This is a genomic window from Streptomyces capillispiralis (assembly GCF_007829875.1).
Lineage (GTDB): Bacteria > Actinomycetota > Actinomycetes > Streptomycetales > Streptomycetaceae > Streptomyces > Streptomyces capillispiralis.
This window is the reverse complement of record NZ_VIWV01000001.1, coordinates 145644-170142: the sequence shown is the minus strand read 5'-3', so window position 1 is coordinate 170142 and position 24499 is coordinate 145644. Positions and strand designations below refer to the sequence as shown.

22 protein-coding genes are annotated in these 24499 nt (G+C 72.3%); 13 read left to right on the top strand and 9 right to left on the bottom strand.

Annotated features, from left to right (window positions below):
• Positions 1-12: 12 nt before the first annotated feature.
• On the bottom strand, positions 13-687 hold the full coding sequence (locus FHX78_RS00670; RefSeq protein ID WP_145865502.1) for a helix-turn-helix domain-containing protein: 675 nt from the start codon (positions 685-687) through the stop codon (positions 13-15).
• Between the two features lie 332 nt (positions 688-1019).
• Positions 1020-1514 carry a flavodoxin domain-containing protein gene (locus FHX78_RS00665; protein ID WP_145865501.1) on the bottom strand — a complete coding sequence of 165 codons (495 nt, stop codon included), beginning with the start codon at positions 1512-1514 and terminating at the stop codon, positions 1020-1022.
• 874 nt (positions 1515-2388) lie between these two features.
• On the opposite strand from FHX78_RS00665, the gene FHX78_RS00660 reads away from it, so the two are divergent.
• Positions 2389-3090 carry a response regulator gene (locus tag FHX78_RS00660; RefSeq protein WP_145865500.1) on the top strand — a complete coding sequence of 234 codons (702 nt, stop codon included), beginning with the start codon at positions 2389-2391 and terminating at the stop codon, positions 3088-3090.
• Between the two features lie 6 nt (positions 3091-3096).
• Here FHX78_RS00660 and FHX78_RS00655 read toward each other — a convergent pair whose 3' ends face one another.
• Entirely contained in the window at positions 3097-4830 is a 1734-nt protein-coding gene (locus FHX78_RS00655; RefSeq protein ID WP_145865499.1) for a sensor histidine kinase, read from the bottom strand.
• A 369-nt stretch (positions 4831-5199) separates the two neighbouring features.
• Positions 5200-5850, bottom strand: a complete 651-nt coding sequence (locus tag FHX78_RS00645; protein WP_145865497.1) for an FMN-dependent NADH-azoreductase — start codon at positions 5848-5850, stop codon at positions 5200-5202.
• Positions 5851-5983: 133 nt separating this feature from the next.
• On the opposite strand from FHX78_RS00645, the gene FHX78_RS00640 reads away from it, so the two are divergent.
• On the top strand, positions 5984-6355 hold the full coding sequence (locus tag FHX78_RS00640) for a winged helix-turn-helix transcriptional regulator (protein ID WP_145865496.1): 372 nt from the start codon (positions 5984-5986) through the stop codon (positions 6353-6355).
• 57 nt (positions 6356-6412) lie between these two features.
• Here the strand turns inward: FHX78_RS00640 and FHX78_RS00635 are convergent, their stop codons facing one another.
• Both FHX78_RS00635 and FHX78_RS00630 read right to left on the bottom strand, forming a co-directional pair.
• Complete coding sequence (locus tag FHX78_RS00635) at positions 6413-6799, bottom strand: MazG-like family protein (RefSeq protein ID WP_229924081.1); 387 nt, start codon at positions 6797-6799, stop codon at positions 6413-6415.
• Between the two features lie 68 nt (positions 6800-6867).
• Entirely contained in the window at positions 6868-7413 is a 546-nt protein-coding gene (locus FHX78_RS00630; protein ID WP_145865495.1) for a DoxX family protein, read from the bottom strand.
• A 127-nt stretch (positions 7414-7540) separates the two neighbouring features.
• Here FHX78_RS00630 and FHX78_RS00625 point away from each other — a divergent pair, with 127 nt between their 5' ends.
• From FHX78_RS00625 to FHX78_RS00590, 8 genes are all read left to right on the top strand, one after another.
• Entirely contained in the window at positions 7541-7867 is a 327-nt protein-coding gene (locus FHX78_RS00625) for a nuclear transport factor 2 family protein (RefSeq protein WP_145865494.1), read from the top strand.
• A gap of 732 nt (positions 7868-8599) precedes the next feature.
• Positions 8600-9808 carry a S8 family peptidase gene (locus tag FHX78_RS00620; RefSeq protein ID WP_145865493.1) on the top strand — a complete coding sequence of 403 codons (1209 nt, stop codon included), beginning with the start codon at positions 8600-8602 and terminating at the stop codon, positions 9806-9808.
• 168 nt (positions 9809-9976) lie between these two features.
• Complete coding sequence (locus FHX78_RS00615; RefSeq protein ID WP_145865492.1) at positions 9977-13351, top strand: pyruvate carboxylase; 3375 nt, start codon at positions 9977-9979, stop codon at positions 13349-13351.
• 69 nt (positions 13352-13420) lie between these two features.
• Positions 13421-14137 carry a hypothetical protein gene (locus FHX78_RS00610; protein WP_145865491.1) on the top strand — a complete coding sequence of 239 codons (717 nt, stop codon included), beginning with the start codon at positions 13421-13423 and terminating at the stop codon, positions 14135-14137.
• A 79-nt stretch (positions 14138-14216) separates the two neighbouring features.
• Positions 14217-15029 carry an SAM-dependent methyltransferase gene (locus FHX78_RS00605; RefSeq protein WP_145865490.1) on the top strand — a complete coding sequence of 271 codons (813 nt, stop codon included), beginning with the start codon at positions 14217-14219 and terminating at the stop codon, positions 15027-15029.
• A 46-nt stretch (positions 15030-15075) separates the two neighbouring features.
• The gene (locus FHX78_RS00600) at positions 15076-15837 is read left to right on the top strand and encodes a class I SAM-dependent methyltransferase (protein ID WP_145865489.1); all 762 of its coding nucleotides are present in this window, start codon (positions 15076-15078) and stop codon (positions 15835-15837) included.
• A gap of 196 nt (positions 15838-16033) precedes the next feature.
• Positions 16034-19045: a 3-keto-alpha-glucoside-1,2-lyase-like domain-containing protein gene (locus FHX78_RS00595; protein ID WP_145865488.1), complete on the top strand. Its 3012-nt coding sequence runs from the start codon at positions 16034-16036 to the stop codon at positions 19043-19045.
• A gap of 139 nt (positions 19046-19184) precedes the next feature.
• Complete coding sequence (locus FHX78_RS00590) at positions 19185-19982, top strand: VOC family protein (RefSeq protein WP_145865487.1); 798 nt, start codon at positions 19185-19187, stop codon at positions 19980-19982.
• A gap of 63 nt (positions 19983-20045) precedes the next feature.
• Here the strand turns inward: FHX78_RS00590 and FHX78_RS00585 are convergent, their stop codons facing one another.
• Positions 20046-20699, bottom strand: a complete 654-nt coding sequence (locus FHX78_RS00585; RefSeq protein ID WP_145865486.1) for a phosphoribosyltransferase — start codon at positions 20697-20699, stop codon at positions 20046-20048.
• Positions 20700-21279: 580 nt separating this feature from the next.
• On the opposite strand from FHX78_RS00585, the gene FHX78_RS00580 reads away from it, so the two are divergent.
• On the top strand, positions 21280-21705 hold the full coding sequence (locus FHX78_RS00580; protein WP_145865485.1) for a VOC family protein: 426 nt from the start codon (positions 21280-21282) through the stop codon (positions 21703-21705).
• A gap of 15 nt (positions 21706-21720) precedes the next feature.
• Here the strand turns inward: FHX78_RS00580 and FHX78_RS00575 are convergent, their stop codons facing one another.
• Complete coding sequence (locus FHX78_RS00575) at positions 21721-22632, bottom strand: SMP-30/gluconolactonase/LRE family protein (protein WP_145865484.1); 912 nt, start codon at positions 22630-22632, stop codon at positions 21721-21723.
• Positions 22633-22767: 135 nt separating this feature from the next.
• Positions 22768-23376: a dihydrofolate reductase family protein gene (locus tag FHX78_RS00570; RefSeq protein ID WP_145865483.1), complete on the bottom strand. Its 609-nt coding sequence runs from the start codon at positions 23374-23376 to the stop codon at positions 22768-22770.
• A 234-nt stretch (positions 23377-23610) separates the two neighbouring features.
• Here FHX78_RS00570 and FHX78_RS00565 point away from each other — a divergent pair, with 234 nt between their 5' ends.
• Both FHX78_RS00565 and FHX78_RS00560 read left to right on the top strand, forming a co-directional pair.
• The gene (locus FHX78_RS00565; RefSeq protein ID WP_145865482.1) at positions 23611-23868 is read left to right on the top strand and encodes a hypothetical protein; all 258 of its coding nucleotides are present in this window, start codon (positions 23611-23613) and stop codon (positions 23866-23868) included.
• A 182-nt stretch (positions 23869-24050) separates the two neighbouring features.
• Complete coding sequence (locus FHX78_RS00560; protein WP_145865481.1) at positions 24051-24494, top strand: nuclear transport factor 2 family protein; 444 nt, start codon at positions 24051-24053, stop codon at positions 24492-24494.
• Positions 24495-24499: the final 5 nt, after the last annotated feature.

Sequence of the window (24499 nt, the reverse complement as noted above, 5' to 3'; positions counted from 1 at the left end):
GAACGACCCGCGTCAGACCGTGATCCGGCGCCCGGTGACGGCGGCGGACTCGATACGCAGCCACAGGTCCCGCCGGCCGCCCGCCCACGGCGTGCTGTACGCCCGCTCCGCGAGCCGACGCGCCTCGTCGGGGTCCGTCACGGCCCGGGCGCGGCCTCGCACCAGCACGCTCCAGCCTTCGCTGAAGGCCTCGTCGATGCGATCGACCTCGAAGGCGACCTGATGGCCGGCCGCCTGTGAAGGCGTCGTGCCGGGAGCGGCCCGGAAGACGAGCTCGCCGTCGATGACGCTGTAGTTGACGGGCACGACGACCGGCCCGGGTGCCGTGGGCACGGCGAGGCGTCCCACCCCGTGCGTCGAGAGCAGGGCGCGGCACTCCGCGTCGGTCAGCTCGGTGAACCGGGGTGTGCGGGCGGCACGTCCGAGGCCGGGCGGCAGCTCGGTGTCGCCGCCGGTCAGGTGCCACACCGTGGTCTTCAGCGCTTCGGCCAGCCTGAGGAGGGTGCCCGCGCCCGGGGACGCGGTCGGCTGCTCCTCGAGGTACTGCAGGTAGGCCGGCGCCACACCCGCCCGAGCGGCCGTCTCCTGCCGGGTCAGGCCGAGTTCCGTGCGCCGCTGGGTGATCCGGCGCCCCAGGTCGCCGACAGAGCGCCCCACCACCGCGTGCGATGAAACCTGTTCGGTCATGGCCCGTCACCTCTCTCTTCGCCGGGCCGCCCGGGCGGGGACGACCGTATGGCACCGTGCTTCCAGCGTGCCGCGGACTGGCCGGCGGCGCTTAGGCCGGTCGGCCCCCTCCACCGGCCGCACGGGACCGTACGAGAGCGCTCGCGCGACGGCGGCTGGACCGGCACCGCACCGACCGGTGGGCAGGGTGTGGGATGGCTCGGTTCGGCCCGCAGCGGGACCGGTGCCCGGTGCGGGGCGCGGGGCCGTGGTGGATTCCGCCCGCCGGACATCGGCGATGCGCCTGGCACCGGTTGCGGCCGGCGGCTGGGGCTCGGCTCTCCGCGTCCCTGTCAGCTCGTCAGCTCACGGCCGATCCTCGCCGCCCACTCCTCGATCCGTTCGAAGTCGCGGAAGTCGCCGCCCTTTCCGCCGCGAAGGATCATGCGGGCGACCCAGCCCTTCGCGCCCTCCTCCAGACAGCCGCCGAAGGTGATGTGCTCCCTGGCGTCGAGCCGGACCATGGCTTTCCGCACCCCGGGCACGGGCGGGATGTCCCGCTCGGAGGCCGAGGCGTCGAGCGGGCCGCTGCTGAAGAGCCACAGCGGGCGTTCGGCCAAAGCCTTGCCTTCGCGCCGCACGAAGCGGCGGGCGTCCTTGTGCCAGCGGCCGGCGTATACTCCGCCGCCGACCACGACGGCGTCATACGACGCCGCGCTCGGCACGGAGCGGGCCGGGAGTGCGTCGACCGTCAGCCCGTCCGTGCGCAGGACCTCGGCGACGGCCTCGGCGATCCTGGCCGTCGACCCGTTCGTCGTTCCGTAGGTGACCAGCACGTTCGTCGCCATGATGGTCCGCCTCCTCTCACGTCTGCGCGGCCAGTCGTCGGCCACGCCGTGCGGGGCGGGGTGGGCTTGCCGGCGACGGCGACCCGCTGTCGGTCTGCCGGCTCACGCAGCCCCCGGTCTCCGTCTCGCTCCCGCGTTCCGGCCGGTCCGACGAGCCTGACCCCGCCCTCCGTGACGGAGGCGCAGACCACGGGGGCTCGGTCTCCCGGACCGCCCACTCCACGGCGGCCCGGCTCTCGAGCGAGCCCACGAAGCCCACGAAGCCCACGAAGCCCACGAAGCCCACGAAGCCCACGTCGACCGTGCGGGACATACCCTCCGCCTCCTTCTCACGGCTGACGCTTCGAGTCTCGCTTCGAGGGTCGGCGCATTGGAGAGGCCGCAGGTCCCCCGCAGGGACCGACCGGCCCTACCGCACGGCCGGACGGGGGCCGCGGACAGGGCCCGCGGACAGGGCCGCCCCGCGCCTGCCGCGGTCAGCGCAGCCGGCGGCTTTCGGGGGAAGGCGGCGTCCTGCCTGGCATCCCTCACACTCGCGCCGCCCTGCCGGTGCTCACCGGATGCCGAAGGTCCGCACTCACGGGGCCGGCCGGCCCTCCCGGAGGGCTGGTTTGGCGGGCCCCGCCGGGGCACGTCCTGAGGTACGACGGCTGAAGGTGACGCCTGTGCGCGGGAGGGGCGACAAGGCCGCCGGGTCGGCATCGCCCCACGTCCGGGACCGGCGCCCTCAACCCGGCCGATGCCCGGGCCCGGGGCGCCATCCGCACGACGGGGCCGATCGGCCCTATCGCTTCCGCTCCCCTCGGGCGATGATCGTGGTCAGGGGGCTGTCCACAGGCCACCCTTCCGGCATTCCGGGGAACGAGGGGTCGACATGACCGAGCCGCGCACCTTCACCGAGGAGCACCCGATCCGGGTCTTCCTGCTCGACGACCACGAGGTCGTGCGCCGCGGTCTGGCCGACCTCCTGGACGCGGAACCCGACATCTCCGTGGTCGGGGACGCCGAGAACGTCGAGCACGCGCTCGCCCGGGGCCCGGCGCTCCGCCCCGACGTGGCGGTTCTCGACGTACGCCTGCCGGACGGCGACGGCATCACCGTCTGCCGTGAGCTGCGCAGCCGCATGCCCGAGCTGGCATGTCTGATGCTGACCTCGTTCGACGACGAGGAGGCGCTGCTCGACGCGATCATGGCCGGGGCCTCCGGCTATGTGCTCAAGCAGATCAAGGGCTCCGACCTGGTCTCGGCGGTACGCACGGTCGCCTCCGGCCGGTCCATGCTCGACCCGGAGACGACCGCCCGGCTGATGCGCTCGCTGCGCGCCGACCCGTCCGGCGAACCGGCCATCGCTCCCGAACTGGCGAGCCTGTCGCCGCGCGAGCGGGACATCCTCGCTCTGATCGGGGACGGGCTCACCAACCGCGAGATCGGCAAGAAGCTGTATCTGTCCGAGAAGACCGTCAAGAACCACATCTCCCGGCTGCTGGCCAAGCTCGGCGTGCAGCGACGTGTCCAGGCCGCGGTCCTCGCATCGCACCTGGAGCAACCCGAGGGTGAGCGGTACCCGGCTCGCTGAGCCCGCTCACCCGCGTGCCGGTCGCACCGGCACCCGCCACACCACCCGGGTGCCGCCTCCTTCCGGCCGCTCACCGAGCCGGAGTTCCCCACCGAGCGAGACGGCCCGCTCCTCCATGTTCTTCAGCCCACTGCGCGCGACACCGGCGGGCATCCCGCGGCCGTCATCGGCCACCGCGAGGGTCAACTCGCCCTCGGCGCACCGCAGACGCACGTCCACGGAACGGGCCCCGGAGTGCCGGGCCGCATTGCTCAGCGCCTCACCGAGCACCGCGAGCGCGTGATCGGCGATCTCCCCCGGCACATCCGTGTCGACCAGCCCCTCGAGCCGCACCGCGGGAGTGAAGCCCAGCGACGAGGCCGCCGCCGTCACCGCGTCCGAGACCCGGCCGCGCAGGCCGCTGCCCGCCCTCGTACCGCCGCCGTGCGCCCGCAGTCCGAAGATGGTGGAACGAATGATCTTGATGGTCTCGTCCAGGTCGTCCACGGTCCGCGACAACCGTTCCACGGCCTCCGGATGGTCGACGAAACGCTGGGTGCTCTGCAGCGTCATCCCGGCCGCGAACAGCCGTTGGATGGCCAGGTCATGCAGATCGCGCGCGATCCTGTCGCGGTCCCGCAGCAGTGCGATCTGCTCGGCGTCGCGGCGCCGCTCGGCCAGCTCCAGCGCCAGCGCCGCCTGCCCGGCGAACCCGAGCAGGGGACGGGTATCGGCGTCCGTGAACGGCGTACGACCCACCGCGCGCCCCAGCAACAGCACACCGCCCGCCTTGCCACCGGCCTCCAACGGCACACCGACCACGGGCCCGAGCCCCGCCCACTGCGCCGCCTCCCCGCTGGTCCGGGGGTCCTCCCGAATGTCGGCACTCACCGCCGGCTCCGCCGTAGTCAGGACCGCGGCCACGAACCCGTCCTGCCCGGACATCACCAGGCCACTGCGCCGCTCGGCGTCCAGGCCGACGGCGAGCAGAGGCAGCAGCGCGTTCTCCTCGGGCACCCGCTCGGCGATCATCCCGGCGTCGGCATCGGCGATCCGGCGGGCCTGCTCCACGATCAGCTCCAGCACGTCCGTGCTCGGGGCACCCGACAGCAGGGCACGCGTGACGTCGGAGCTGGCCCCCAGCCAGCGTTCGCGGAGCCGGGTCTCCTCGTACAGGCGGGCATTCTCGATGGCCACGCCCGCCGCCACGGCGAGAGTGGAGAGCACCGACTCGTCCTCGGCGTCGAACTCCGCCGCGCTGCGCTTCTCGGTGAGGTACAGGTTGCCGAAGACGTGGTCGCGCACCCGGATGGGCACGCCGAGGAAGGAGTGCATCGGCGGGTGGTGCGGCGGGAAGCCGTACGAGGACGGGTGCTCGGAGATCTCCGTCAGCCGCAGTGGCTCCGGGTGCCGGATCAGCTCGCCCAGGATGCCGTGCCCGCTGGGCAGGTTCCCGATCCGAGCCCGCTGCTCGCCGCTGATGCCGACGGTGTGGAACTCGGAGAGCATGCGGTCGCCGCCGATGACTCCCAGGGCACCGTACTCGGCGTCGACGAGCACGACGGCGGCCTCGACGATCCTTCGGAGCACGTGCGCGAGATCCAGTTCCCGCCCGACGGAGAGCACGGCCTCCAGCAGGCTGTGCACGCGATCCTGGGTGCCCCGCGCCGCGTCGATCCGCGCCTGCAGTTCGTCCAGCAACTCGTCCAGGCGCAGCTTGGGCAGGTGCTGCTCCGACGGCCCGCGCCGTTCCCCGCTCATCGCTGCCTCCAACCGGCTCGCGCGGGCGCACCCGGATCACGCGCCTTCCTCCCTCACGATAGTGGGTGGTGTGCTGGCCGAGAGGGGTTCGCAACGGCGACGACGCCTGCTCAGGCGTGGTGGGCACCGGCAGGATCGGCCCGCATCGCCCATGGCTTCGGCTCCGGCACGGGCACGTGTGAACGTCAAGCCGCAGCCGCAGCCGCAGTCCGGAACTCGTGGGCGATCGCGTCGATCACCTCGCGGTGGTCCCGCCGGCGGCCACCCCGCCTCGGCGTCCGGTCCGGGAGCAACGGCTCAACCCCCGCCCCCTCCAGGGCAGTCAAGGGCACACCCGGACCAACGACCGACCGATGCAGACGAGACCGCCTAGGCCGCCAGCTGCTCCGCGAGGCTCTTGCCCCGGGCGGCCGCGTCCTCGTGGGCGCGCTCACGGGAGCTCTCGAAGAGCGGGACCAGCTCGGTCATGGCCGGGCTGTGCGGGGCCATCGTCAGCTCCGGGACGACGAAGTCGAGGTCGAGACCGAGGAAGTCGACCATCACGGCCCGCAGGTAGTTCTGGACGTACTCGTAGCCCTCGCGCGGGGTCCCCGGCGCGTAGGAACCGCCGCGACTGGCGATCACGGTGACCGGGGTGCCCTTGCCGGAGGGGTTCTCGCCCGCGGTGCGGCCCATCAGGATCACGTTGTCCAGCCACGCCTTGAGCGTCGAGGGGATCGTGAAGTTGTACATCGGGGCGCCGATCAGCAGCGCGTCCGCCCGCTCGTACTCCTCGATCAGCTTCAGGCGCTCGGCGAAGGCCGCGGCCTGCTCGGGGGTGTGCGCCGACGGGTCCGCGAAGCCCGCCGTGTGGGCGTCGGCGGTGATGTGCGGAACGGGGTCCGAGGCGAGGTCGCGGTAGATCACCGTGCCCTCGGGGTGCTGCTCCTCCCAGGCCTTGCGGAAGGTCTCCGCCACGGCGCGGGACGCGGAGGCGGAAGCCGGGAACACGGAGGAGTCGATGTGCAGAAGGGTGGCCATCGCGGGTTTTCTCCAAGGGGATGAAAAGGAGGCGGAGGCGTCTCCGCCACCACTGAAGTTTTGTACTCGACTATGAATAACACAGGTACTTACTTTTTTTCATCCCCTGGCGTCGGGGTAGTACCCTGGGGGCATGGCGGTCGAGCAGGTTCACGAGGCATCGGCGTGCAAGCGGGTGGACGGCGGCATCACCCGCGTCTTCCAGCTGCTCGGAAAGCGGTGGACGGGGCCGATCGTGGCGGTGCTGGTGGAGCAGCCCGCGTACTTCGCCGATCTGCGCCGGGCCGTCCCCGGCATCAGCGAGCGCATGCTCTCCGACCGGCTCACGGAACTGGGGGCCGCCGGACTGCTGGTCCGTGAGGTCGACGAGGGCCCGCCGCTGCGCGTGACCTACCGTCTGACGGAAGCGGGGGCGGCGCTGGAACCCGCGCTCAGGGAACTGAGCACCTGGGCCGAGCGGTACCTGCCCGAGGCCGGCCCCTGCGGGGAGCCGACGGGCTGCTGACGCCCTCCGCCCGTGCGGTACGCGGCAGGGGCGGGGACGTCAGGAGCGGGGCGTGCCTCAGCCGGCCCCGGAGCCGAGGGAGCGCCGGGTCACCTGGGCCAGATGACGGGTGAAGACCTCGCGGGCGTCGGGCGTGAGCGTGCGCAGCGCCACCAGCGCCGTGACGGCGACGTCGCACAGCTCGGACTGGACGTCGTCCCACGTGTGGGAGGCACCCTTGCGCGGGTTCTGGCCGGTCGCGCCGATCACGGCCTCGGCGACCTCGCCGACCTCCTCGGACAGCTTCAGGATGCGCAGCAGCAGAGCGTCGCGGCCGTCGACGGGACGGCTGGCGTCCAGCCAGCCGCACAGCTCGTCGATGGACTCCCACAGACCGGTGGCGGGCTCCGGGGTCCGGGGCGGGGGCAGATGATCGCTCGGGTGATCGCTCAGGTGATCGCTCATGGGGCGAGCCTGGCACAACCGGCCGACGCCCCCCGCCGCCACGACGTCACGCGCCCGCCGCTCCTCTCCTACTCCTCGAACAGCGTCTCCTGCTCGCCCTCCTTGGCCTTCCGCAGCCGCCGGCTGCGCGCCCCCACGGTCACCACCGTGGCCGCCGCGGTCACCGCGAAGGCCGCCGGAAGCATCCACCCCCGGTTGACCGCATGGCCGAGGGCGTGGTCCAGGGACAGCCGGCCGGGGCCGATGACGGCGAGACCGGCGGCCGTCAGACCCAGCGACGCGGCGTACTCGAATCCGCCCTCCTGGTTGAAGAAGCCGTTGGGCGCGTGCACGGCGGACGCGCCCACCATCGCCCCCGCCGCGGCCGCGCCCGCCGCCGGGGTGGCGAGCCCGAGCGCCAGCAGCGTGCCGCCGCCCGCCTCCGCGAGCCCCGCCGCCATGGCGCTGGCCCGGCCGGGGACGTAGCCGATGGACTCCATGAACTGGCCGGTGCCCTCGATACCGCCCCCGCCGAACCAGCCGAACAGCTTCTGCGCGCCGTGCGCCGCGAGCACCCCGCCCGTTCCCAGCCGGAGCAGCAGCAGTCCCAGATCGCGTCGGTCGTAACAGGTCACGTCGTCTCCCGGGGGCAGTGGCTTGCCCGACCACCGTCCCACCCCCACCGCGGGCCCGGCCCGCCGCGGATCGCCGTTCGGGTGACGCGGGTGGCGGGGCACGGCGGCCGGTACGACGCTGGGCGGCATGACGATCCAGACCACCCGCCTCAGCGACCCGGCCGTCCGCGCCTTCGTCGCGGCCGTCAACAACCACGACCGGGAGGGGTTCATGGCCCTGCTGGCGCCCGGCGCCACCATGGCGGACGACGGTTCCGAGCGCGACCTCGAGGAGTGGACCGACCGGGAGATCTTCTCCTCCCACGGTCATCTGGAGGTCGACAACGAGTCCGACGGCGGTCGCCGCCTCCTGGCCCGCTACCGCAACGACACCTGGGGCGAGATGCGCACCCGGTGGACCTTCACCGTCGACGACGACGGCCGCATCTCCCGCTTCGAGACGGGGCAGGCCTGAACGGGACGGGTCGGGCCTGGACGAACGGACGGCGGCGCGCTTGAGGGCCGGGCGACTCGCGTCGTACGCATGACGACCTGATCCGCCCCGCCCCCCCCACGGGTCGTGCACGGGCCCGTGCGGCAAGGCGCGCGAAGGGCGGGTCGGCACCCCCGTGTCCTGCGTCCGCCCGGCCACCCCGCGGCGCCCCCCCGCCGCCGCAGCGGCATGCGCCCCGACGCCACCCCACGGGGCCGGCACGACGGCCCCGTCCCGCCAGCTGACGCACCCCTGCCGCGCCGCCGCGCCTGCCGCGCCGCAGCGCCCGGCGAGGCGTGGCGCCCGCCGAGGCGGAAGGCCCGGCGAGACGCCCGGCCGGGGCGCGCAGCCGCGGCGAAGTCCGCGCACGGCCCCCGCAGTCCACGCCCGAGGGTGTCGCAGGTCGCCCGCCCCGCCCGCTCCCAGTGGCGTCACGGAGGCAAAACGTCCGGTGCGGTGAGGGTTGGGTGAGGAGATGGTCACAGATCTCGCCCAGTCATCTGTCGTCCCATTCAACCAACGCGTTCAGCTCGACTTTTGTCCGTCGGTTGGCTCTGACATGGGCGGACGTTGTGGAGATGCGCGGTCGGGCCGCGCCGGACGCGGACAGCCGCCATTGATCTGATCGCGACAAGTAGTCAGTCTTCTCGTCAGCCTCCGCGTGACACCGCGCCGGAGGTCAACCCCCCACACCTGACGAGGAGATCCCTCTTCATGACGCATCAGATGCGCATCGTCGCGCTGAAGGTCACCGCAGCCGCCTGCGCGATGACGGCCGCGACCACGGCAGCCCTTCTCGGGGCGTCGTCCGCCCACGCCGCCGAGCCCGCCCAGGGCACCGTGTACGGCCTGAACGCCGAAGACGCCGTCGCGGGCAGCTACATCGTCCTGCTCGACGAGAAGTCCACGTCCGACGCCAAGAAGGACCTGGCCAAGGAGTACGGCGGCAAGCTCAGCCGTTCCTACGGCGCGGCCCTCGACGGTTTCGCCGCGGCCGGCCTGAGCCGGACCGAGGCCAAGCGCCTCGCCGCAGACCCGGCGGTCGGCGCCGTCGTGGCCAACCGCACGCTCCACACCACGGCCACCCAGGACAACCCGCCCTCCTGGGGCCTGGACCGGGTCGACCAGGAGGACACCGCGGGCGACAGCAAGTACACCTACCCCGACCAGGCCGGAGAGGGCGTCACCGCCTACGTCATCGACACCGGCGTACGCGTCACCCACAAGGACTTCGAGGGCCGGGCCAGCCACGGCTACGACGCCGTCGACAAGGACGACACCGCGGACGACGGCAACGGCCACGGCACGCACGTCGCCGCCACCATCGCCGGAGCCGCGCACGGCGTGGCCAAGAAGGCGGACGTGGTCGCCGTCAGAGTCCTGGACGACAACGGCTCCGGCACGACCGAGCAGGTCATCGCCGGCATCGACTGGGTCACCGAGAACCACCAGGGACCCTCCGTGGCCAACATGAGCCTCGGCGGCGGCGCCGACCCGGCCCTCGACGCGGCCGTGCAGAAGGCCATCGCCTCCGGGGTCACCTTCGCCGTCGCGGCCGGCAATGAGTCCACCGACGCCGGACAGGGCTCGCCCGCCCGCGTACCGGAGGCCATCACCGTCGCCTCCAGCACCGAGGACGACGCCCAGTCCGACTTCTCCAACTTCGGCTCGGCGGTGGACCTCTACGCGCCCGGCTCCGACATCACCTCGGCGTGGAACGACAGCGACGAGGGCACCAAGACGATATCCGGCACCTCGATGGCCTCCCCCCACGTGGCCGGCGCGGCCGCCGTGTACCTGGCCGGCCACCCCGACGCCGACCCGGCGGCCGTGGCGACGGCACTGACCGGCGGTGCCACCGCGGACAAGATCAGCAACCCCGGCACCGGCACCGCGAACAAGCTGCTCAAGATCACCGAGTAGTACGCGGCCCGGCCACGGGCAGCCGACACCCGGGAGGGGTCGCAGGGGGACCGTCCCCTGTGGCCCCTCCCGGCCCCGGTGGTGCGGTGAGTGGCCCGGCTCACATGGCGTACCGGACCTGCCACCGACACGATGGTCTTCGTCACCGGCAGGCTGAAGGGATCCAGAATGTTCCGCAAGGTGCTGGTCGCCAACCGTGGTGAGATCGCGATCCGGGCGTTCCGCGCGGGCTTCGAGCTGGGCGCCCGAACCGTCGCCGTCTTCCCCTACGAGGACCGCAACTCGCTGCACCGCCTGAAGGCCGACGAGGCGTACGAGATCGGCGAGCCGGGACACCCCGTGCGGGCCTACCTCTCCGTCGAGGAGATCATCCGCGCGGCACGGCGGGCCGGCGCCGACGCCGTCTACCCGGGCTACGGATTCCTCTCCGAGAACCCCGAGCTGGCCAGGGCGTGCGAGGAGGCCGGCATCACCTTCGTCGGACCGAGCGCCAGGATCCTGGAACTGACCGGGAACAAGGCGCGCGCCGTGGCCGCCGCCCGCGAGGCCGGCGTGCCGGTCCTGGGCTCCTCGGCACCCTCCACCGACGTCGACGAACTCGTCCGCGCGGCCGACGGCATCGGCTTCCCCGTCTTCGTCAAGGCGGTCGCGGGCGGCGGCGGGCGCGGAATGCGCCGCGTCGAGGAACCCGCCCAGCTCAGGGAGTCCATCGAGGCGGCGTCCCGGGAGGCGGCCTCCGCGTTCGGCGACCCCACCGTGTTCCTGGAGAAGGCCGTCGTCGAGCCGCGCCACATCGAGGTGCAGATCCTCGCCGACGGACAGGGCGACGTCATCCACCTGTTCGAGCGGGACTGCTCGGTGCAGCGCCGCCACCAGAAGGTGATCGAACTCGCGCCCGCACCCAACCTCGACCCGGCGCTGCGCGACCGCATCTGCGCCGACGCCGTCCGCTTCGCCCGGCAGATCGGCTACCGCAACGCGGGCACGGTGGAGTTCCTGCTCGACCGCGACGGCAACCACGTCTTCATCGAGATGAACCCGCGCATCCAGGTCGAGCACACGGTGACCGAGGAGGTCACCGACGTCGACCTGGTGCAGTCCCAGCTGCGCATCGCCGCCGGCGAGACCCTCTCCGACCTCGGCCTCGCCCAGGAGACGGTCACCCTGCGCGGTGCCGCGCTGCAGTGCCGCATCACCACCGAGGACCCCGCCAACGGCTTCCGCCCCGACACCGGGCGGATCAGTGCCTACCGCTCGCCCGGCGGCTCCGGCATCCGCCTGGACGGCGGCACCACTCACGCCGGTACGGAGATCAGCGCCCACTTCGACTCGATGCTGGTCAAACTGACTTGCCGGGGCCGCGACTTCGCCGCCGCCGTGGGCCGGGCCCGGCGCGCCGTGGCCGAGTTCCGCATCCGCGGCGTCGCCACCAACATCCCCTTCCTCCAGGCGGTCCTCGACGACCCGGACTTCCAGGCCGGACAGGTCACCACGTCGTTCATCGAGCAGCGCCCGCAGCTGCTCACCGCCCGCCACTCCGCCGACCGCGGCACGAAGCTCCTCACGTACCTCGCCGACGTCACGGTCAACAAGCCGCACGGCGAACGGCCCGAGCTGATCGACCCGCTGACCAAGCTGCCGCCGCTGCCCGCCGGCGCACCCCCGGCCGGCTCCCGGCAGCGGCTCGCCGAACTCGGACCCGACGGCTTCGCCCGATGGCTGCGCGCGTCGCCCGTCATCGGCGTCACCGACACCACGTTCCGCGACGCCCACCAGTCCCTGCTGGCCACCCGGGTCCGCACCAAGGACCTGCTCGCCGTCGCCCCCGTGGTGGCGCACACCCTGCCCGGGCTGCTCTCCCTGGAATGCTGGGGCGGCGCCACCTACGACGTCGCCCTGCGCTTCCTCGCCGAGGACCCGTGGGAGCGCCTGGCCGCCCTCCGTGAAGCCGTACCGAACATCTGCCTGCAGATGCTGCTGCGCGGCCGCAACACCGTGGGCTACACCCCGTACCCGACCGAGGTCACCGACGCCTTCGTCCAGGAGGCGGCGGCCACCGGCATCGACGTGTTCCGCATCTTCGACGCGCTGAACGACGTCTCCCGGATGCGGCCCGCCATCGACGCCGTACGCGAGACCGGCACCGCCGTCGCCGAGGTCGCCCTGTGCTACACCGCCGACCTGTCCGACCCGTCCGAGCGGCTCTACACGCTGGACTACTACCTGCGCCTGGCCGAGGAGATCGTGGCCGCCGGCGCCCACGTCCTGGCCGTCAAGGACATGGCCGGCCTGCTGCGGGCACCCGCGGCGGCCACCCTGGTGTCGGCGCTGCGCCGGGAGTTCGACCTGCCCGTCCACCTGCACACCCACGACACCGCCGGCGGTCAGCTCGCCACCTACCTCGCCGCGGTCCAGGCCGGCGCCGACGCGGTCGACGGGGCGGTGGCGTCCATGGCGGGCACCACCTCGCAGCCGTCCCTGTCGGCGATCGTCGCCGCCACCGACCATTCGGAGCGGCCCACCGGCCTGGACCTCCAGGCCGTGGGCGACCTGGAGCCGTACTGGGAGAGCGTCCGCAAGGTGTACGCGCCCTTCGAGGCGGGGCTCGCCTCACCGACCGGCCGCGTCTACCACCACGAGATTCCCGGCGGGCAGCTGTCCAACCTGCGCACCCAGGCGATCGCCCTCGGCCTCGGCGACCGCTTCGAGGACATCGAGGCGATGTACGCCGCCGCCGACCGGATGCTCGGCCGTCTGGTGAAGGTCACCCCCTCGTCGAAGGTGGTCGGTGACCTGGCGCTCCACCTGGTCGGCGCGGGCGTCTCCCCGGCGGACTTCGAGGCGGAGCCCGACCGGTTCGACATCCCCGACTCCGTCATCGGTTTCCTGCGCGGCGAGTTGGGCACCCCTCCCGGCGGCTGGCCGGAGCCGTTCCGCAGCAAGGCCCTGCGCGGACGTGCCGAGCCCGGGCCCGTCCAGGACTTGACCGCCGACGACCGCGCCGGACTGGCGAAGGACCGTCGGCCGACGCTCAACCGCCTCCTCTTCCCCGGCCCCACCCGGGAGTTCGAGGCACACCGCCAGACCTTCGGCGACACCAGCGTGCTGGACAGCAAGGACTTCTTCTACGGACTGCGCCCCGGCAAGGAGTACGGCGTCGACCTCGATCCCGGGGTGCGGCTGCTCATCGAACTCCAGGCCGTGGGCGAGGCCGACGAACGCGGCATGCGGACCGTGATGGCCACCCTGAACGGCCAGTTGCGGCCGATCCAGGTCCGCGACCGGGCGGCGGCCTCCGACATCCCGGTCACGGAGAAGGCCGACCGCGCCAACCCCGGCCATGTCGCGGCCCCCTTCGCCGGTGTGGTGACCCTCGCCGTCGCCGAGGGCGACGAGGTGGCGGCCGGTGCCACGGTGGCGACCATCGAGGCCATGAAGATGGAGGCCTCGATCACCGCGCCGAAGGCGGGCCGGGTGACCCGGCTGGCCATCACCCGCATCCAGCAGGTGGAGGGCGGCGACCTGCTCGCCGAACTCACCTGAGCCCGACGGGGGCGGAGCGGCCGGACCCGTTCCGCCGGGCCGGTGGCCGGACGGATAGGGTCCGGCTTCATGCCGGGAAAACAGGGACCGTTCGGGTCCGCGAACGGACTGTGGGCCGCTTTCGGGCTGGCCGGGTGTGCGGCAGTCCTGACGTGGATGCTCGGGTGGCTGGTCGTCGGGGTGTCGGAGCTGGACGAGAGGTGTGCCCACGGGATGGTGGGCCCCGGGGGGAGCTTCCGGGTGGAGCGCAGCGGCTTTCCCCCGGGTGTGCGCTGCGTGTTCGCCGACGGCTCCACGGTCTCGGCCGGTGACTTCCCGGGCTGGGTGCTGTGGGCGTGTGTCGTGGTCGCCGCCGCGTGTGCCGTGCTGGCGGGCGTGGTCGAGTTCGCCGGGCTGGGACAGGCGCGGTCCGTCGTGCGGTTCGGGGTCCTCGCCATCGTCGCGTCCGTCGTGCTCGCGGTCCTGTGCGCCTGCGTGCCCCTGGTGATGGCCCCGCCCGGCCGGGAGCCGCTGTCCACCTGCTCGGCGTTCGGCACCGGTGTCTACGAGAAGGCCTCCGAGGTGCGGCGGGCGGTCTTCCCGCCGCAGGCGACGTGCGTCTATCCGAGCGGCACCACCCACGAACTCGTCCCCGCGTGGTGGGGCCGGATGGCCTGGGCCGCCCTCGTCGCGGTGCTGGTCACCCTCTTCGGGCTCGTACGGGCCGTGCGACGGCACGGCCTGAGACCGCCGGTCCCGGTCCCGGAGCTGGAGCCGGAGCCGGAGTCTGAGCCGGACAGATCCTGAGTGGCTGCGCCGACGGCCTGTGGGACCGTAGATTAGGCGTTGGCCAAAGCATGCCCCCGATGGACAACGGACGGTAACGATGACCGACCCGGCCGGGGCGCCCGGAGCGGCGCACCAGAAGATCGACACCTCGGTGCCGCACTCTGCCCGCATCTGGAACTACTGGCTGGGCGGGAAGGACAACTACCCCGTCGACGAGGAGGCCGGTGACGCGTACACCGCCGTCTTCCCCGGCATCGTCACCATCGCCCGCAGCAGCCGCGCCTTCCTGCGCCGCACCATCACGTATCTCGCCGCCGAGGTGGGTATCCGGCAGTTCCTGGACATCGGAACCGGTCTTCCCACGGCGGACAACACCCACCAGGTCGCCCAGCGGATCGCCCCGGACGCCCGGATCGTCTACGTGGACAACGACCCGATGGTCCTGGCCCACGCACGCGCCCTGCTCTACTCCACCCCGCAGGGCGCGACGTCGTACATCGACGCCGATGTGCTGGACCCGGACCGCATCCTGGAGGCCGCCGCCGGCACCCTGGACCTGAGCCGACCCACCGCCCTCATCCTCAGCAACATCCTGGGCCACATCGCCGACCACGACCAGGCGCGCTCCGTCGTCACCCGCCTGATGGCGGCCCTGCCGTCCGGCAGCTACCTCTGCGTCAACGACGGCTCGCGGGGCGTCGACCCCGTCTTCGAGGAGGCCCAGGACGCCTACAACGAGAGCGGTGCCGTCCCCTACAACCTGCGCACCGTCGACCAGATCACGGCGTACTTCGACGGGCTCGACCTCGTCGAACCCGGAGTCGTCACGGTGCCGCTGTGGCGCCCGGACGCCGATTCCCCCGCCCCGGGACCCATCGGTGAGCACGGGGGCCTGGCCCGCAAGCCCTGACGTAATCGGCTGGACAAGCGCGGGGCAGGCGGCGAGCGTTGGCCACATGGAAAGGGAAGAGGAGCGCGGCCAGGAGCAGATCTGGGACGCCGACGCTGCCCGGCGCTACGACACGCCCGGCACCGGCATGTTCGCACCCGAGGTGCTGGACCCGGCCGTGGACCGTCTCGCCCGGCTGGCCGGGGACGGGCGGGCACTGGAATTCGCCATCGGGACGGGCCGGGTGGCCGTCCCCCTCGCCGGACGCGGAGTGCCCGTCACCGGCATCGAGCTGTCCGGGCCGATGATCGAGCAACTGCGGACCAAGGCCGACGACACCACGATCCCCGTGATCGTCGGCGACATGGCCACCACGGCCGCCCCGGGGGAGTACTCCCTCGTCTACCTCGTCTACAACACCATCTCCAATCTGCTCACCCAGGACGAGCAGGTCGAGTGCTTCCGCAACGCCGCCCGCCACCTCCGCCCCGGCGGGCGCTTCGTGGTCGAGCTCTGGGTGCCCGAACTGCGCAGACTGCCACCGGGCCAGGCGGGCGTCGTGTGCCGCTCCGAGCCCGGCTACCTCCTCGTCGACACCTACGACGTCCTGCGGCAGCACGTCGTGTCGCACCACTTCGGGTTCGACGGAACCCGGGAGGCGGAGCTGTTCCGCAGCCCGCACCGCTACATCTGGCCGGCCGAACTCGACCTCATGGCCCGACTCGCCGGCCTGGAACTGGAATCCAGACACGCTGACTGGACCGGCACCGCGTTCACCGCCGAGTCCCCCTCCCACGTCTCCGTCTACCGGCTCCCCACCACCGCGTAGCGACTCCACCCGAAACGTCCATGGGCGCGCCAAACCGGCGCGCCCATCGCATTGTTCGGCCCGGAGCCGACTTTGAACTTCTTGATGACAAAGTATGGACGCGCTGAGCAGAAGTCTCCTAGCGTGTCGGCCGCAACCGTTGGCATTTTTCGGTACCGGAGTCTTCCGGCCCTCCGGTCGACCCACAGGAGGAAGCATGAGCGCACGGCTGCCCCAGCGCGCCCGAAGATGCCTCACAGGGCTGCTCGTCGGCGCGTTCGTCGCGGGTGGGCTCTGGGGATCTCCCCTGGCCGCTGCCCAGCCCGGCACCGCGGCGCGGGCCGACGTGCCGCCCCAGGAGCCCGGCGTCACCCTGCGCGTCTTCGACGTCCAGGTCCCGCTCGACAAGATCTGCACCCTCAAGCCCGGTCAGACCCCCAACGTCGACCGGCTGATGCCGACCGTCGACTGGAGGACCACCGGCGACTTCGGCGGCTTCAACGACAACTTCGTCACCCAGGTCACCGGCAACATCCACGCGCCGTCCGACGGCACGTACACCTTCCGGCTGACCAGTGACGACGGCTCACGGCTGCTGATCGACGACAAGGTGGTCGTCGACCACGACGGGCTGCACGGCGCCGAACCCAAGGACGGCACCGTCGAGCTCACCGAGGGCATGCACTCGCTGCGCATCGACCACTTCGAGCGCGGCGGGGACCAGGTGCTCACCCTCGGCTGGCAGCCCCCGGGCGCCGCCGGTGTCGAGACCGTCCCGCAGTCGGCGCTGAGCACCGACGCCGGCGTGGTCCGGGTCACCGCCCCGGGCCGCAAGGAGTGCGAGGGCTTCCGCGACGCGCCGGGCGACGGCCTTCCGCTGAACTCCGTACGCCCCGACCACACCCTCACCGATCTGCGCCCGGAGGGCTTCGAACCGCAGGTCACCGGCATGGACTGGCTGCCCGACGGCCGTCTGGTGGTGAGCACCTGGGGCGGCAGCGACAACACGGCCGGCGAGGTCTACGTCCTCGACGACACCGGCGGCAGCACCGGCCCGGAGAAGGTCAAGGCGACCAGGATCGCCGAGGGCCTGAAGGAGCCGATGGGCCTGAAGGTCGTGGACGGCACCATCTTCGTCTCCCAGAAGCACGAGCTGACGGAGCTGGGCGACAGCGACGGCGACGGCATCATGGACAAGTCCAAGACGATCGCCACCTGGCCCTACGGCGGCAACTTCCACGAGTTCGCCTTCGGACTGCTGTACCGCAAGGGCCACTTCTACGTGAACCTGTCCGTGGCGATCAACTACGGCGGCGCCACCACCGATCCGCAGCCCGCACCCGGCCGCGGCGCGACCATCAAGGTCAACCGCAAGACCGGCAAGGTCAGTTACATCGCCGGAGGACTCCGCACGCCGAACGGCATCGGCTGGGGCCCGGGCGGCGACATCTTCACGACCGACAACCAGGGCGGCTGGCTGCCCGCCTCGAAGCTGGTCCACATCAAGCAGGACCGCTTCTTCAACCACTACACCAACCCCGCGGGCCCCTTCGACTCCAACCCGGTGACCCAGCCGGTGCTCTGGCTCCCGCAGAACGAGATCGCCAACTCGCCCAGCACGCCCCTGTACCTCACCAAGGGCAGGTTCGCGGGCCAGATGCTGATCAGTGACGTCACCTACGGCGGTATCCAGCGCGCCTACCTGGAGAAGGTCAAGGGCCAGTACCAGGGCGCGGTGTTCCGCTTCACCCAGGGCCTGGAAGCCGGTGTGAACCGCATCGCCATGGGTCCCGACGGCGCCATCTACGCGGGCGGTCTGGGCGCGGACGGCAACTGGGGCCAGGAGGGCAAGCTCAAGTACGGCCTGCAGAAGCTGTCGCCCAACGGCGGCAACACCTTCGACATCCAGGCCATGCGGGCGAAGAAGGGCGGCTTCGAGCTGGAGTACACCCAGCCGCTCTCCGACGAGACCGCTGACAACCTTGTCAGCCACTACGAGGCCCAGCAGTGGCGCTACACCCCGACCCAGGACTACGGCGGCCCCAAGATCGCCGAGGAGACCCTGAAGGTGACGTCCGCCGTGCTGTCGGACGACCGCAAGAAGGTGACCCTCAAGATCGAGGGACTCCAGCCGGGCCGCGTGGTGCACGTACGGTCCCCGCGCCCGTTCAGCTCGGCGTCGGGTGAGTCCCTGTGGAGCACGGAGGCCTGGTACACGCTCAACGCCATGCCGGGCAAGCAGCCGGCGCCGTCCTCGCTCTACGAGGCCGAGGAGGCGTCGATCACCGGAGCGGCCGGCATCAACACCGACCACCGGGGCTACTCCGGCAGCGGCTTCGTCGACCGGTACGCCACCCAGGGCGTCACGACGACCTTCGACGTCCAGGTGCCCGAACGCGGCACGTACGACGTGGGGCTGCGCTACTCCAACGGCCCGAACCCCTTCAAGGGCACCAAGTCCCTCTCCCTGTACGTCAACGGCAAGAAGGTGAAGCAGACACAACTCCGCGACACCGGCGACTGGGACACCTGGTCGACGCAGCGGGAGGCCCTGCCCCTGCGGGCCGGCCACAACACGATCGCCTACCGCTACGACGAGGGGGACACCGGACACGTCAACATCGACCTCATCACCGTCGACCGGCACGGCAGCCCCGTCACGCTGTTCGACGGCGACGGACTCGACCGCTGGCAGCACACCGACGGGCGGCCGGTGGAGTGGCCCGTGGCCGACGGCGCGATGGAGGTCTGCTGCGGGGACATCCGCACCAAGGACAGCTTCGACGACTTCAAGCTGCACCTGGAGTTCCGGGTCCCCAAGCTCCCGCCGGACGTGACGGGACAGGACCGGGGCAACAGCGGCGTCTACCTCCAGGACCGCTACGAGCTGCAGATCCTGGACTCCTTCGGTGACACCACGCTCGCCGACAACGAGGCGGGAGCGTTCTACCAGAAGAAGGCCCCCGACGTGAACGCCGCGACCGCGCCCGAGACCTGGCAGTCGTACGACATCGTCTTCCGCGCGGCGCGCTACGACGCGGAGGGCAGGAAGACGGCCGACGCGCGGGTCACCGTGGTGTGGAACGGCAAGACCATCCACGACGACGTCGCGATCGACAGCCCGACGGGCGGCGGAGCCGCCGAGGGTCCCGCCGCCGGTGCCATCCGGCTGCAGGACCACGGGAACGCCGTGCGCTACCGCAACATCCGCATCGAGCCGCTGAGCTAATCCGAGGCGACCGGGGCCGGAGCCCTGCCGTCCACACCGGGCGGCAGGGCTCCGGCTGCTTCACGGGCCTCGCCGAAGGGCGCGTGTCAGTGCCCGGTGGCACGCTGAGGTCAAAGGGAATCTCCGAAAGGACATCGCGGTGATCACCACTGACTTCGCCCCCGGCTCCCCGTGCTGGCTGGACCTGGGCGCCCCCGACGTCCGGGCCGCCGCCGCCTTCTACGGCGCGGTCCTCGGCTGGGACTACGAGTCCATGGGGGAGGGGGAGGACATGGAAGGCGGGATGTTCCGCAAGGACGGCAAGATCGTCGCCGGACTCGGGAAGCTCACCGAGGAGGGCGCGCGGTCCGCCTGGATGATCTACTACAGCGTCACCGATGCCGACGCCACCACCCAGGCCGTGGAGCGCGCGGGCGGCACGGTCCGGGTGGCGCCGATGGACCTCGAACAATGGGGGCGGATGGCGCAGTACAGCGACCCGCTGGGCGGCCAGTTCGCCGTCTGGCAGCCCAAGGAGACCAAGGGCGTCGACCTGGTGGACGAGCCGGGATCCCTGTCCTGGACCGAGCTGTACACGAGCGACGCGGCGGCCGCGAAGGAGTTCTACGGCGGAGTCCTCGGCTGGCGGTTCAGCGACATGGAGCTGCCGGGTGGCGGGGGCACGTACTCCCTGATCACCCCGGCGGGACTGCCCGAGGAGCGGATGCACGGCGGTGTCATGCAGCTCCGCGAGGAGGACCTCGCCCTGGCGAACGGGCGGCCGTACTGGCACCCGGTCTTTGCCGTCGCCGACTGCGACGCCGCGGTCGCCAAGGTCACCGAGAACGGCGGCAGCGTGCAGATGGGGCCGCAGGACGCGGAAGGCGTCGGCCGTCTGGCCGTCTGCCTCGACCCGGCCTCCGCGGACTTCGTGCTGCTCACCCCGGCCCAGGGCTGAGCCGGCCCGCCGGCCGGCGGGCGCCCGCGGAACCGTTCCCGCCGGCCGCCGCCGGATCCTCCGTCACCCGGCCGGGTGCAGTTCCCGCAGGGCGGCCAGCACCTCCTCGTCGGAGACCTGGTGGAAGTCGGTGTACCACTCGCCCACGGACCGCAGGTGCTGCGGCTGGAACAGCGCGACGACGTCATCGGCCTCGTCGCGCAGCGCCGCGGCGGTCCCGTGACCGCAGACCGGCACCGCCAGCGTCAGACGCAGCGGCTCGCGGCGGCGCAGATGCCGCAGCGCCGCGCGGGCGGTGATCCCGGTGGCCAGCCCGTCGTCCACCACCACGACACTGTGCCCGCGGACGTCCGCCGCGGGGCGGCCGCCGCGGTAGAGCTGCTCGCGCCGGTGCAGTTCGACCCGCTCCCGGGCCACCTCGGGGCCCAGCCGGTCCTCGGAGAGGTCCATGATCCGCAGTCCGGTGCGGTCGAACACCGGCGGGTCGTCCCCGGCGATCGCCCCGATACCCACTTCGGGGGACCCGGGTACCCCGATCTTGCGGACGACGAGGACGTCCAGGGGGACCCGCATCGCCCGGGCGATCTCCGCCCCGACCGGCACGCCGCCCCGCGGCAGCGCCAGCACGGTCACGTTCGCAAGATCGCCGCTGCTCGCCCACTCCAGCAGCCTGACGGCCAGTTCCTGGCCGGCCTGCTCACGGCTTCGGAATCGCACGGCTCGCTCCCTTCCTCGGCCCTCGGTTCCGGGTAACCGTCATCGGCCCGGCACCAACCTCCCCGCACCAGTGCGCTCAGGGCGTGGGCCGGTACCCGGGGCCCGGCGGGAGGTCCTCCCACGCCTTCCGGGCGAGGCCGCCGCCGGTGCGGGCTCTCACCAGGCCGACGGCCCGGCCCGCGCCGAGCGTCCACCCCCGGGCCGTGAGGGCGTAGCGCGCGGGGGCGAGGGAACCGCCGTCGGGACTGAACGCGACGGAGGTGACGGTCTCCGGATGGCCGGCGGGTTCGTGCCCGTAGGGCCCGGCCGCGGCGGGCTCCGCGACGCTCCACAGCGGACCGTGCGGTGCTCGCTGCCGCCGGCCAGGGTGCGCCCGTCCGGGGAGAACGCACGGAGGTGACCCCGCCCCGGTGCCCGCTCAGCTCCGCGCCCAGCGGGTCTGACCCGGCCGGGGCCCGTGACGTCCCACCGGCGGACCGTGCGGTCCCGGCCGCCGGTGGCGAGGGTGCGGCCGGGCCAACCGGCTGACACCGGAGGCGTGCGCCGAGGAACGGGCCCGCCGTCACGGCACAGTGGAGGGATGACAACAGACAACGACAGCGTTCTGGCCGGGGCACGCGTGGCGACCAGGCTTCCCGCACAGGACCTCGACCGGGCCCGGCACTTCTACGCGGAGCGGCTCGGTCTGGAACCCGTCGACGAACGGCCCGGCGGGCTGCTGTACCGGTGCGCCGGCGCGGACTTCGCGCTGTTCCGGTCGACGGGTACCTCGCCGGGCACCTTCACCCAGATGGCGTTCGAGGTCGACGACCTCGAACGCGTCGTGTCGGAACTCAAACGGCGCGGCGTGGTGTTCGAAGAGGTCGACGTGCCGGGGTTCCGCACCCGGGACGGGATCGCCGAGATCGACGGCAACTACCCGAGCAAGGGTGCCCGCGGTGAGCGCGGTGCCTGGTTCCGCGACAGCGAGGGCAATCTGCTGGGCGTCGGCGAACCGGTCGTGTGAGGCCGGTGCGCCCCGTCACAGGCGAGGCGCACCGGTCACCGACATCACCAGGGAGTACAGGGAGGTGGTGGCCGTGATGAACAGGCGGTTGTTCTTCGGGCCGCCGAAGGCGATGTTCGAGACGGGCTCGGGCACGCGCAGCCGGCCGATGAGGGTGCCGTCGGGGTCGTAGCAGTGGACGCCGTCGTCGAGGGCGGCCGCCCACAGACGGCCCTCGTCGTCGAAGCGGATGTTGTCGAAGTGGACGTCGCCCCGGCCCTCGGCGAACACCTTCCCGCCGGCGAGCGTGCCGTCCTCGCGGATGTCGAAGGCGTGGATCCGGGCCGCCCGCGAGTCGGAGACGAAGAGCCGTTGCTCGTCGGGGGACAGGATGACGCCGTTGGGCCCCGCGAACCCGTCCGCGGCCAGGTGCACGCGCCCCGACACCGGGTCGATCCGGTACACGTTGCACGCGCCGATCTCAGACTCGGCGCGGTGGCCCTCGTAGTCGCTGGTGATGCCGAAGTCGGGGTCGGAGAACCAGATCGTGCCGTCGGAGCGTACGACCGAGTCGTTCGGGCTGTTGAGGCGCTTGCCGTCGAACCGGTCGGCGAGGACGGTCACGGTCCCGTCCGGCTCGGTGCGGGTGACGCGGCGGTTGCCCTGCTCGCAGGTGACGAGGCGGCCCTGCCGGTCGAGGGTGTTGCCGTTGCTGTGCCCGGCCGGGGTGCGGAAGACACCGACCGTGCCGGTGGCCTCGTCCCAGCGCAGGATGCGGTCGTTGGGGATGTCGGACCAGATGAGCTGGCGCCAGGCCGGCACGTAGAGCGGACCCTCCGCCCAGCGGCTGCCGTCGTGCAGCACCTCCAGCCTGCTGTCGCCGTTCACACAGCGCCCGGTGCGGAAGCGTTCGTCCAGGATCTCGTACGGGCCGTCGGTGCCGGGCATGATGTCCCCTCGACGAGAGTGATCAGGATGTGGTTCAACGTAACAGTCGTCCGCCGGCCCGGGCGGGGCGGTCGGACTGCCGGCGGGCGCCGCGCACGAGCGGGTGGGCACTGCGTGACCAGGGGGTCGCCCGGGTCACGACCGTCGACGTCGACTCCCATGGGCGGGCCGGTAGGTGAGGAGGGCGAGATCGTCGCCCACGGTGCGGGTGGAGACGAGGCGCAGAGGGTCGCTGAGGCTCGTCCCGTCGAACAGGCGCCGCCCGGCCCCGAGCACGAACGGGAACACGGTGAGCCGCAGTTCGTCCACGAGGCCGTGCTCCAGCAGCGTCTGTGCGAGCCGGATGCTGGCGTACACGACGATGTCGCCGTCCAGCTCCTCCCTCAGTGCCGGGACCTCCTCCACCGGGTCGCCGTTGAGCACCTTGCCCTCGCAGCCCGTCGCGTTGCTCCACTCGGGTGCCCGGGCGGTGGTGGAGACGACGTACTTGGGCAGGCCGTTCAGCCTGTCCGCCCACGCGCCCCTGCGGGCCGGCCACCGCGCGGCGAACCACTCGTCGCTCCGCCGGCCGAGGAGCAAGGCCTCGGTGGCCCGGGCCTCCGTCAGCTCCAGTTCGGCCCAGGCCGCGCGGTCCTTGTCGCCCAGCCGGAGGAACCAGCCGCCGTGGCGGAAGCCCTCCTCGCCGGTCGGGTCCTCGACGACACCGTCGAGCGTGACGTTCTCGCTGATGACGATTCTGCCCATCGCGTTCCTCCTCGACAGGGACACAGCACGGCCGCACTTCATGATCCCCGCCCGGTGCGCGGACGCGACCGCACGCGAGCGCGCGCCGCCCGCTGTCAGAGGCGTTCCGTACGCTCTGCGCGTACCGCACGGAACGAGGGAGGACGACGATGGCCGTCACCGCGCAGGACGCGATCGGGGCACTGCGGGAACTGGAGCGCTGAGGAATTCAACATCCGGTATCCCTGTGAGTCGGTGTGGGGCCTGAGGACCGAGGCCGTCGGCGTCCCCGTGGCCGAGCTGCGCGGCACGGAGGACCCCGATCTGGCCGCGGTGATCGCCGGGCTCCCGGACGAGGCGTCCCTCGTCGACCTGCGCACGGTGGAGCCGCCCCTGCTGATGAAGCTGAGGCCGACGGCCGGGAAGGAGGAGGAGTTCATACGCTGCGGCCCGCGACGGCAGTTCGCCGTGGCCGTACCCGCCGACGCGCTCCCGCCGCACCCCGCGCGCTGAGCCCTGTCCGGGCCGACGTTCCTGCTGGGGGACGCGGAGGACATCGCGGCGTCGGTGCGCCGTCGCGGCAGGCCGGTCATGACCCCCGGGGTAATCGACCGCTCCGTCCTCCCGCGGCAGCATGGAGCCCATCGGCACCACCCCGACCGCCCGGATCCGGCCGCAGCCACGAGGAGAACACCATGTCCGCCAAGTCCCCTGCCGCCACCGTCGGTTCCTCGACGCCCGACGCCACCCGGGCCGTCGTGCGGGAGTTCCTCGCCGCGCGGGTGGCCGGGGACACCGGGCGGCTGGCCGAGCTCTTCGCCGACGAGGTCGACTGGCTGCTCGCCGAGAACCCCGTCGTCCCGTGGATCCGCCCCCGGTCCACCGCCGCCGAATGCGCGGCCCAGTTCACGGAGTTGATGGAGCACACCGTGCCCGAGGACGCGCGGGCCCGCGTCGACACCTTCCTCGTCGACGGGAGGGACGCGGTCCTCATGGGACATCTGTCGGGGACCGTGCGCGCCACGGGCAAGTCCTTCGCCGGCCCGTTCGCGCTGCACCTCACCGTCGAGGACGGACGGATCACCCGGCACCACCTCTACGAGAACAGCCTGGCCATCGCCGAGGCCTGCGCCCGCTGACGGCC

What these genes read in the sequence shown, in the direction of transcription:
- FHX78_RS00635 (WP_229924081.1), bottom strand. Translation starts at nt 6,799, where the DNA reads ATGAGCGATCACCTGAGCGATCACCCGAGCGATCATCTGCCCCCGCCC.
- FHX78_RS00665 (WP_145865501.1), bottom strand. Translation starts at nt 1,514, where the DNA reads ATGGCGACGAACGTGCTGGTCACCTACGGAACGACGAACGGGTCGACG.
- FHX78_RS00620 (WP_145865493.1), top strand. Translation starts at nt 8,600, where the DNA reads ATGACGCATCAGATGCGCATCGTCGCGCTGAAGGTCACCGCAGCCGCC.
- FHX78_RS00640 (WP_145865496.1), top strand. Translation starts at nt 5,984, where the DNA reads ATGGCGGTCGAGCAGGTTCACGAGGCATCGGCGTGCAAGCGGGTGGAC.
- FHX78_RS00610 (WP_145865491.1), top strand. Translation starts at nt 13,421, where the DNA reads ATGCCGGGAAAACAGGGACCGTTCGGGTCCGCGAACGGACTGTGGGCC.
- FHX78_RS00615 (WP_145865492.1), top strand. Translation starts at nt 9,977, where the DNA reads ATGTTCCGCAAGGTGCTGGTCGCCAACCGTGGTGAGATCGCGATCCGG.
- FHX78_RS00645 (WP_145865497.1), bottom strand. Translation starts at nt 5,850, where the DNA reads ATGGCCACCCTTCTGCACATCGACTCCTCCGTGTTCCCGGCTTCCGCC.
- FHX78_RS00600 (WP_145865489.1), top strand. Translation starts at nt 15,076, where the DNA reads ATGGAAAGGGAAGAGGAGCGCGGCCAGGAGCAGATCTGGGACGCCGAC.
- FHX78_RS00595 (WP_145865488.1), top strand. Translation starts at nt 16,034, where the DNA reads ATGAGCGCACGGCTGCCCCAGCGCGCCCGAAGATGCCTCACAGGGCTG.
- FHX78_RS00625 (WP_145865494.1), top strand. Translation starts at nt 7,541, where the DNA reads ATGACGATCCAGACCACCCGCCTCAGCGACCCGGCCGTCCGCGCCTTC.
- FHX78_RS00580 (WP_145865485.1), top strand. Translation starts at nt 21,280, where the DNA reads ATGACAACAGACAACGACAGCGTTCTGGCCGGGGCACGCGTGGCGACC.
- FHX78_RS00670 (WP_145865502.1), bottom strand. Translation starts at nt 687, where the DNA reads ATGACCGAACAGGTTTCATCGCACGCGGTGGTGGGGCGCTCTGTCGGC.
- FHX78_RS00655 (WP_145865499.1), bottom strand. Translation starts at nt 4,830, where the DNA reads ATGAGCGGGGAACGGCGCGGGCCGTCGGAGCAGCACCTGCCCAAGCTG.
- FHX78_RS00575 (WP_145865484.1), bottom strand. Translation starts at nt 22,632, where the DNA reads ATGCCCGGCACCGACGGCCCGTACGAGATCCTGGACGAACGCTTCCGC.
- FHX78_RS00660 (WP_145865500.1), top strand. Translation starts at nt 2,389, where the DNA reads ATGACCGAGCCGCGCACCTTCACCGAGGAGCACCCGATCCGGGTCTTC.
- FHX78_RS00560 (WP_145865481.1), top strand. Translation starts at nt 24,051, where the DNA reads ATGTCCGCCAAGTCCCCTGCCGCCACCGTCGGTTCCTCGACGCCCGAC.
- FHX78_RS00605 (WP_145865490.1), top strand. Translation starts at nt 14,217, where the DNA reads ATGACCGACCCGGCCGGGGCGCCCGGAGCGGCGCACCAGAAGATCGAC.
- FHX78_RS00570 (WP_145865483.1), bottom strand. Translation starts at nt 23,376, where the DNA reads ATGGGCAGAATCGTCATCAGCGAGAACGTCACGCTCGACGGTGTCGTC.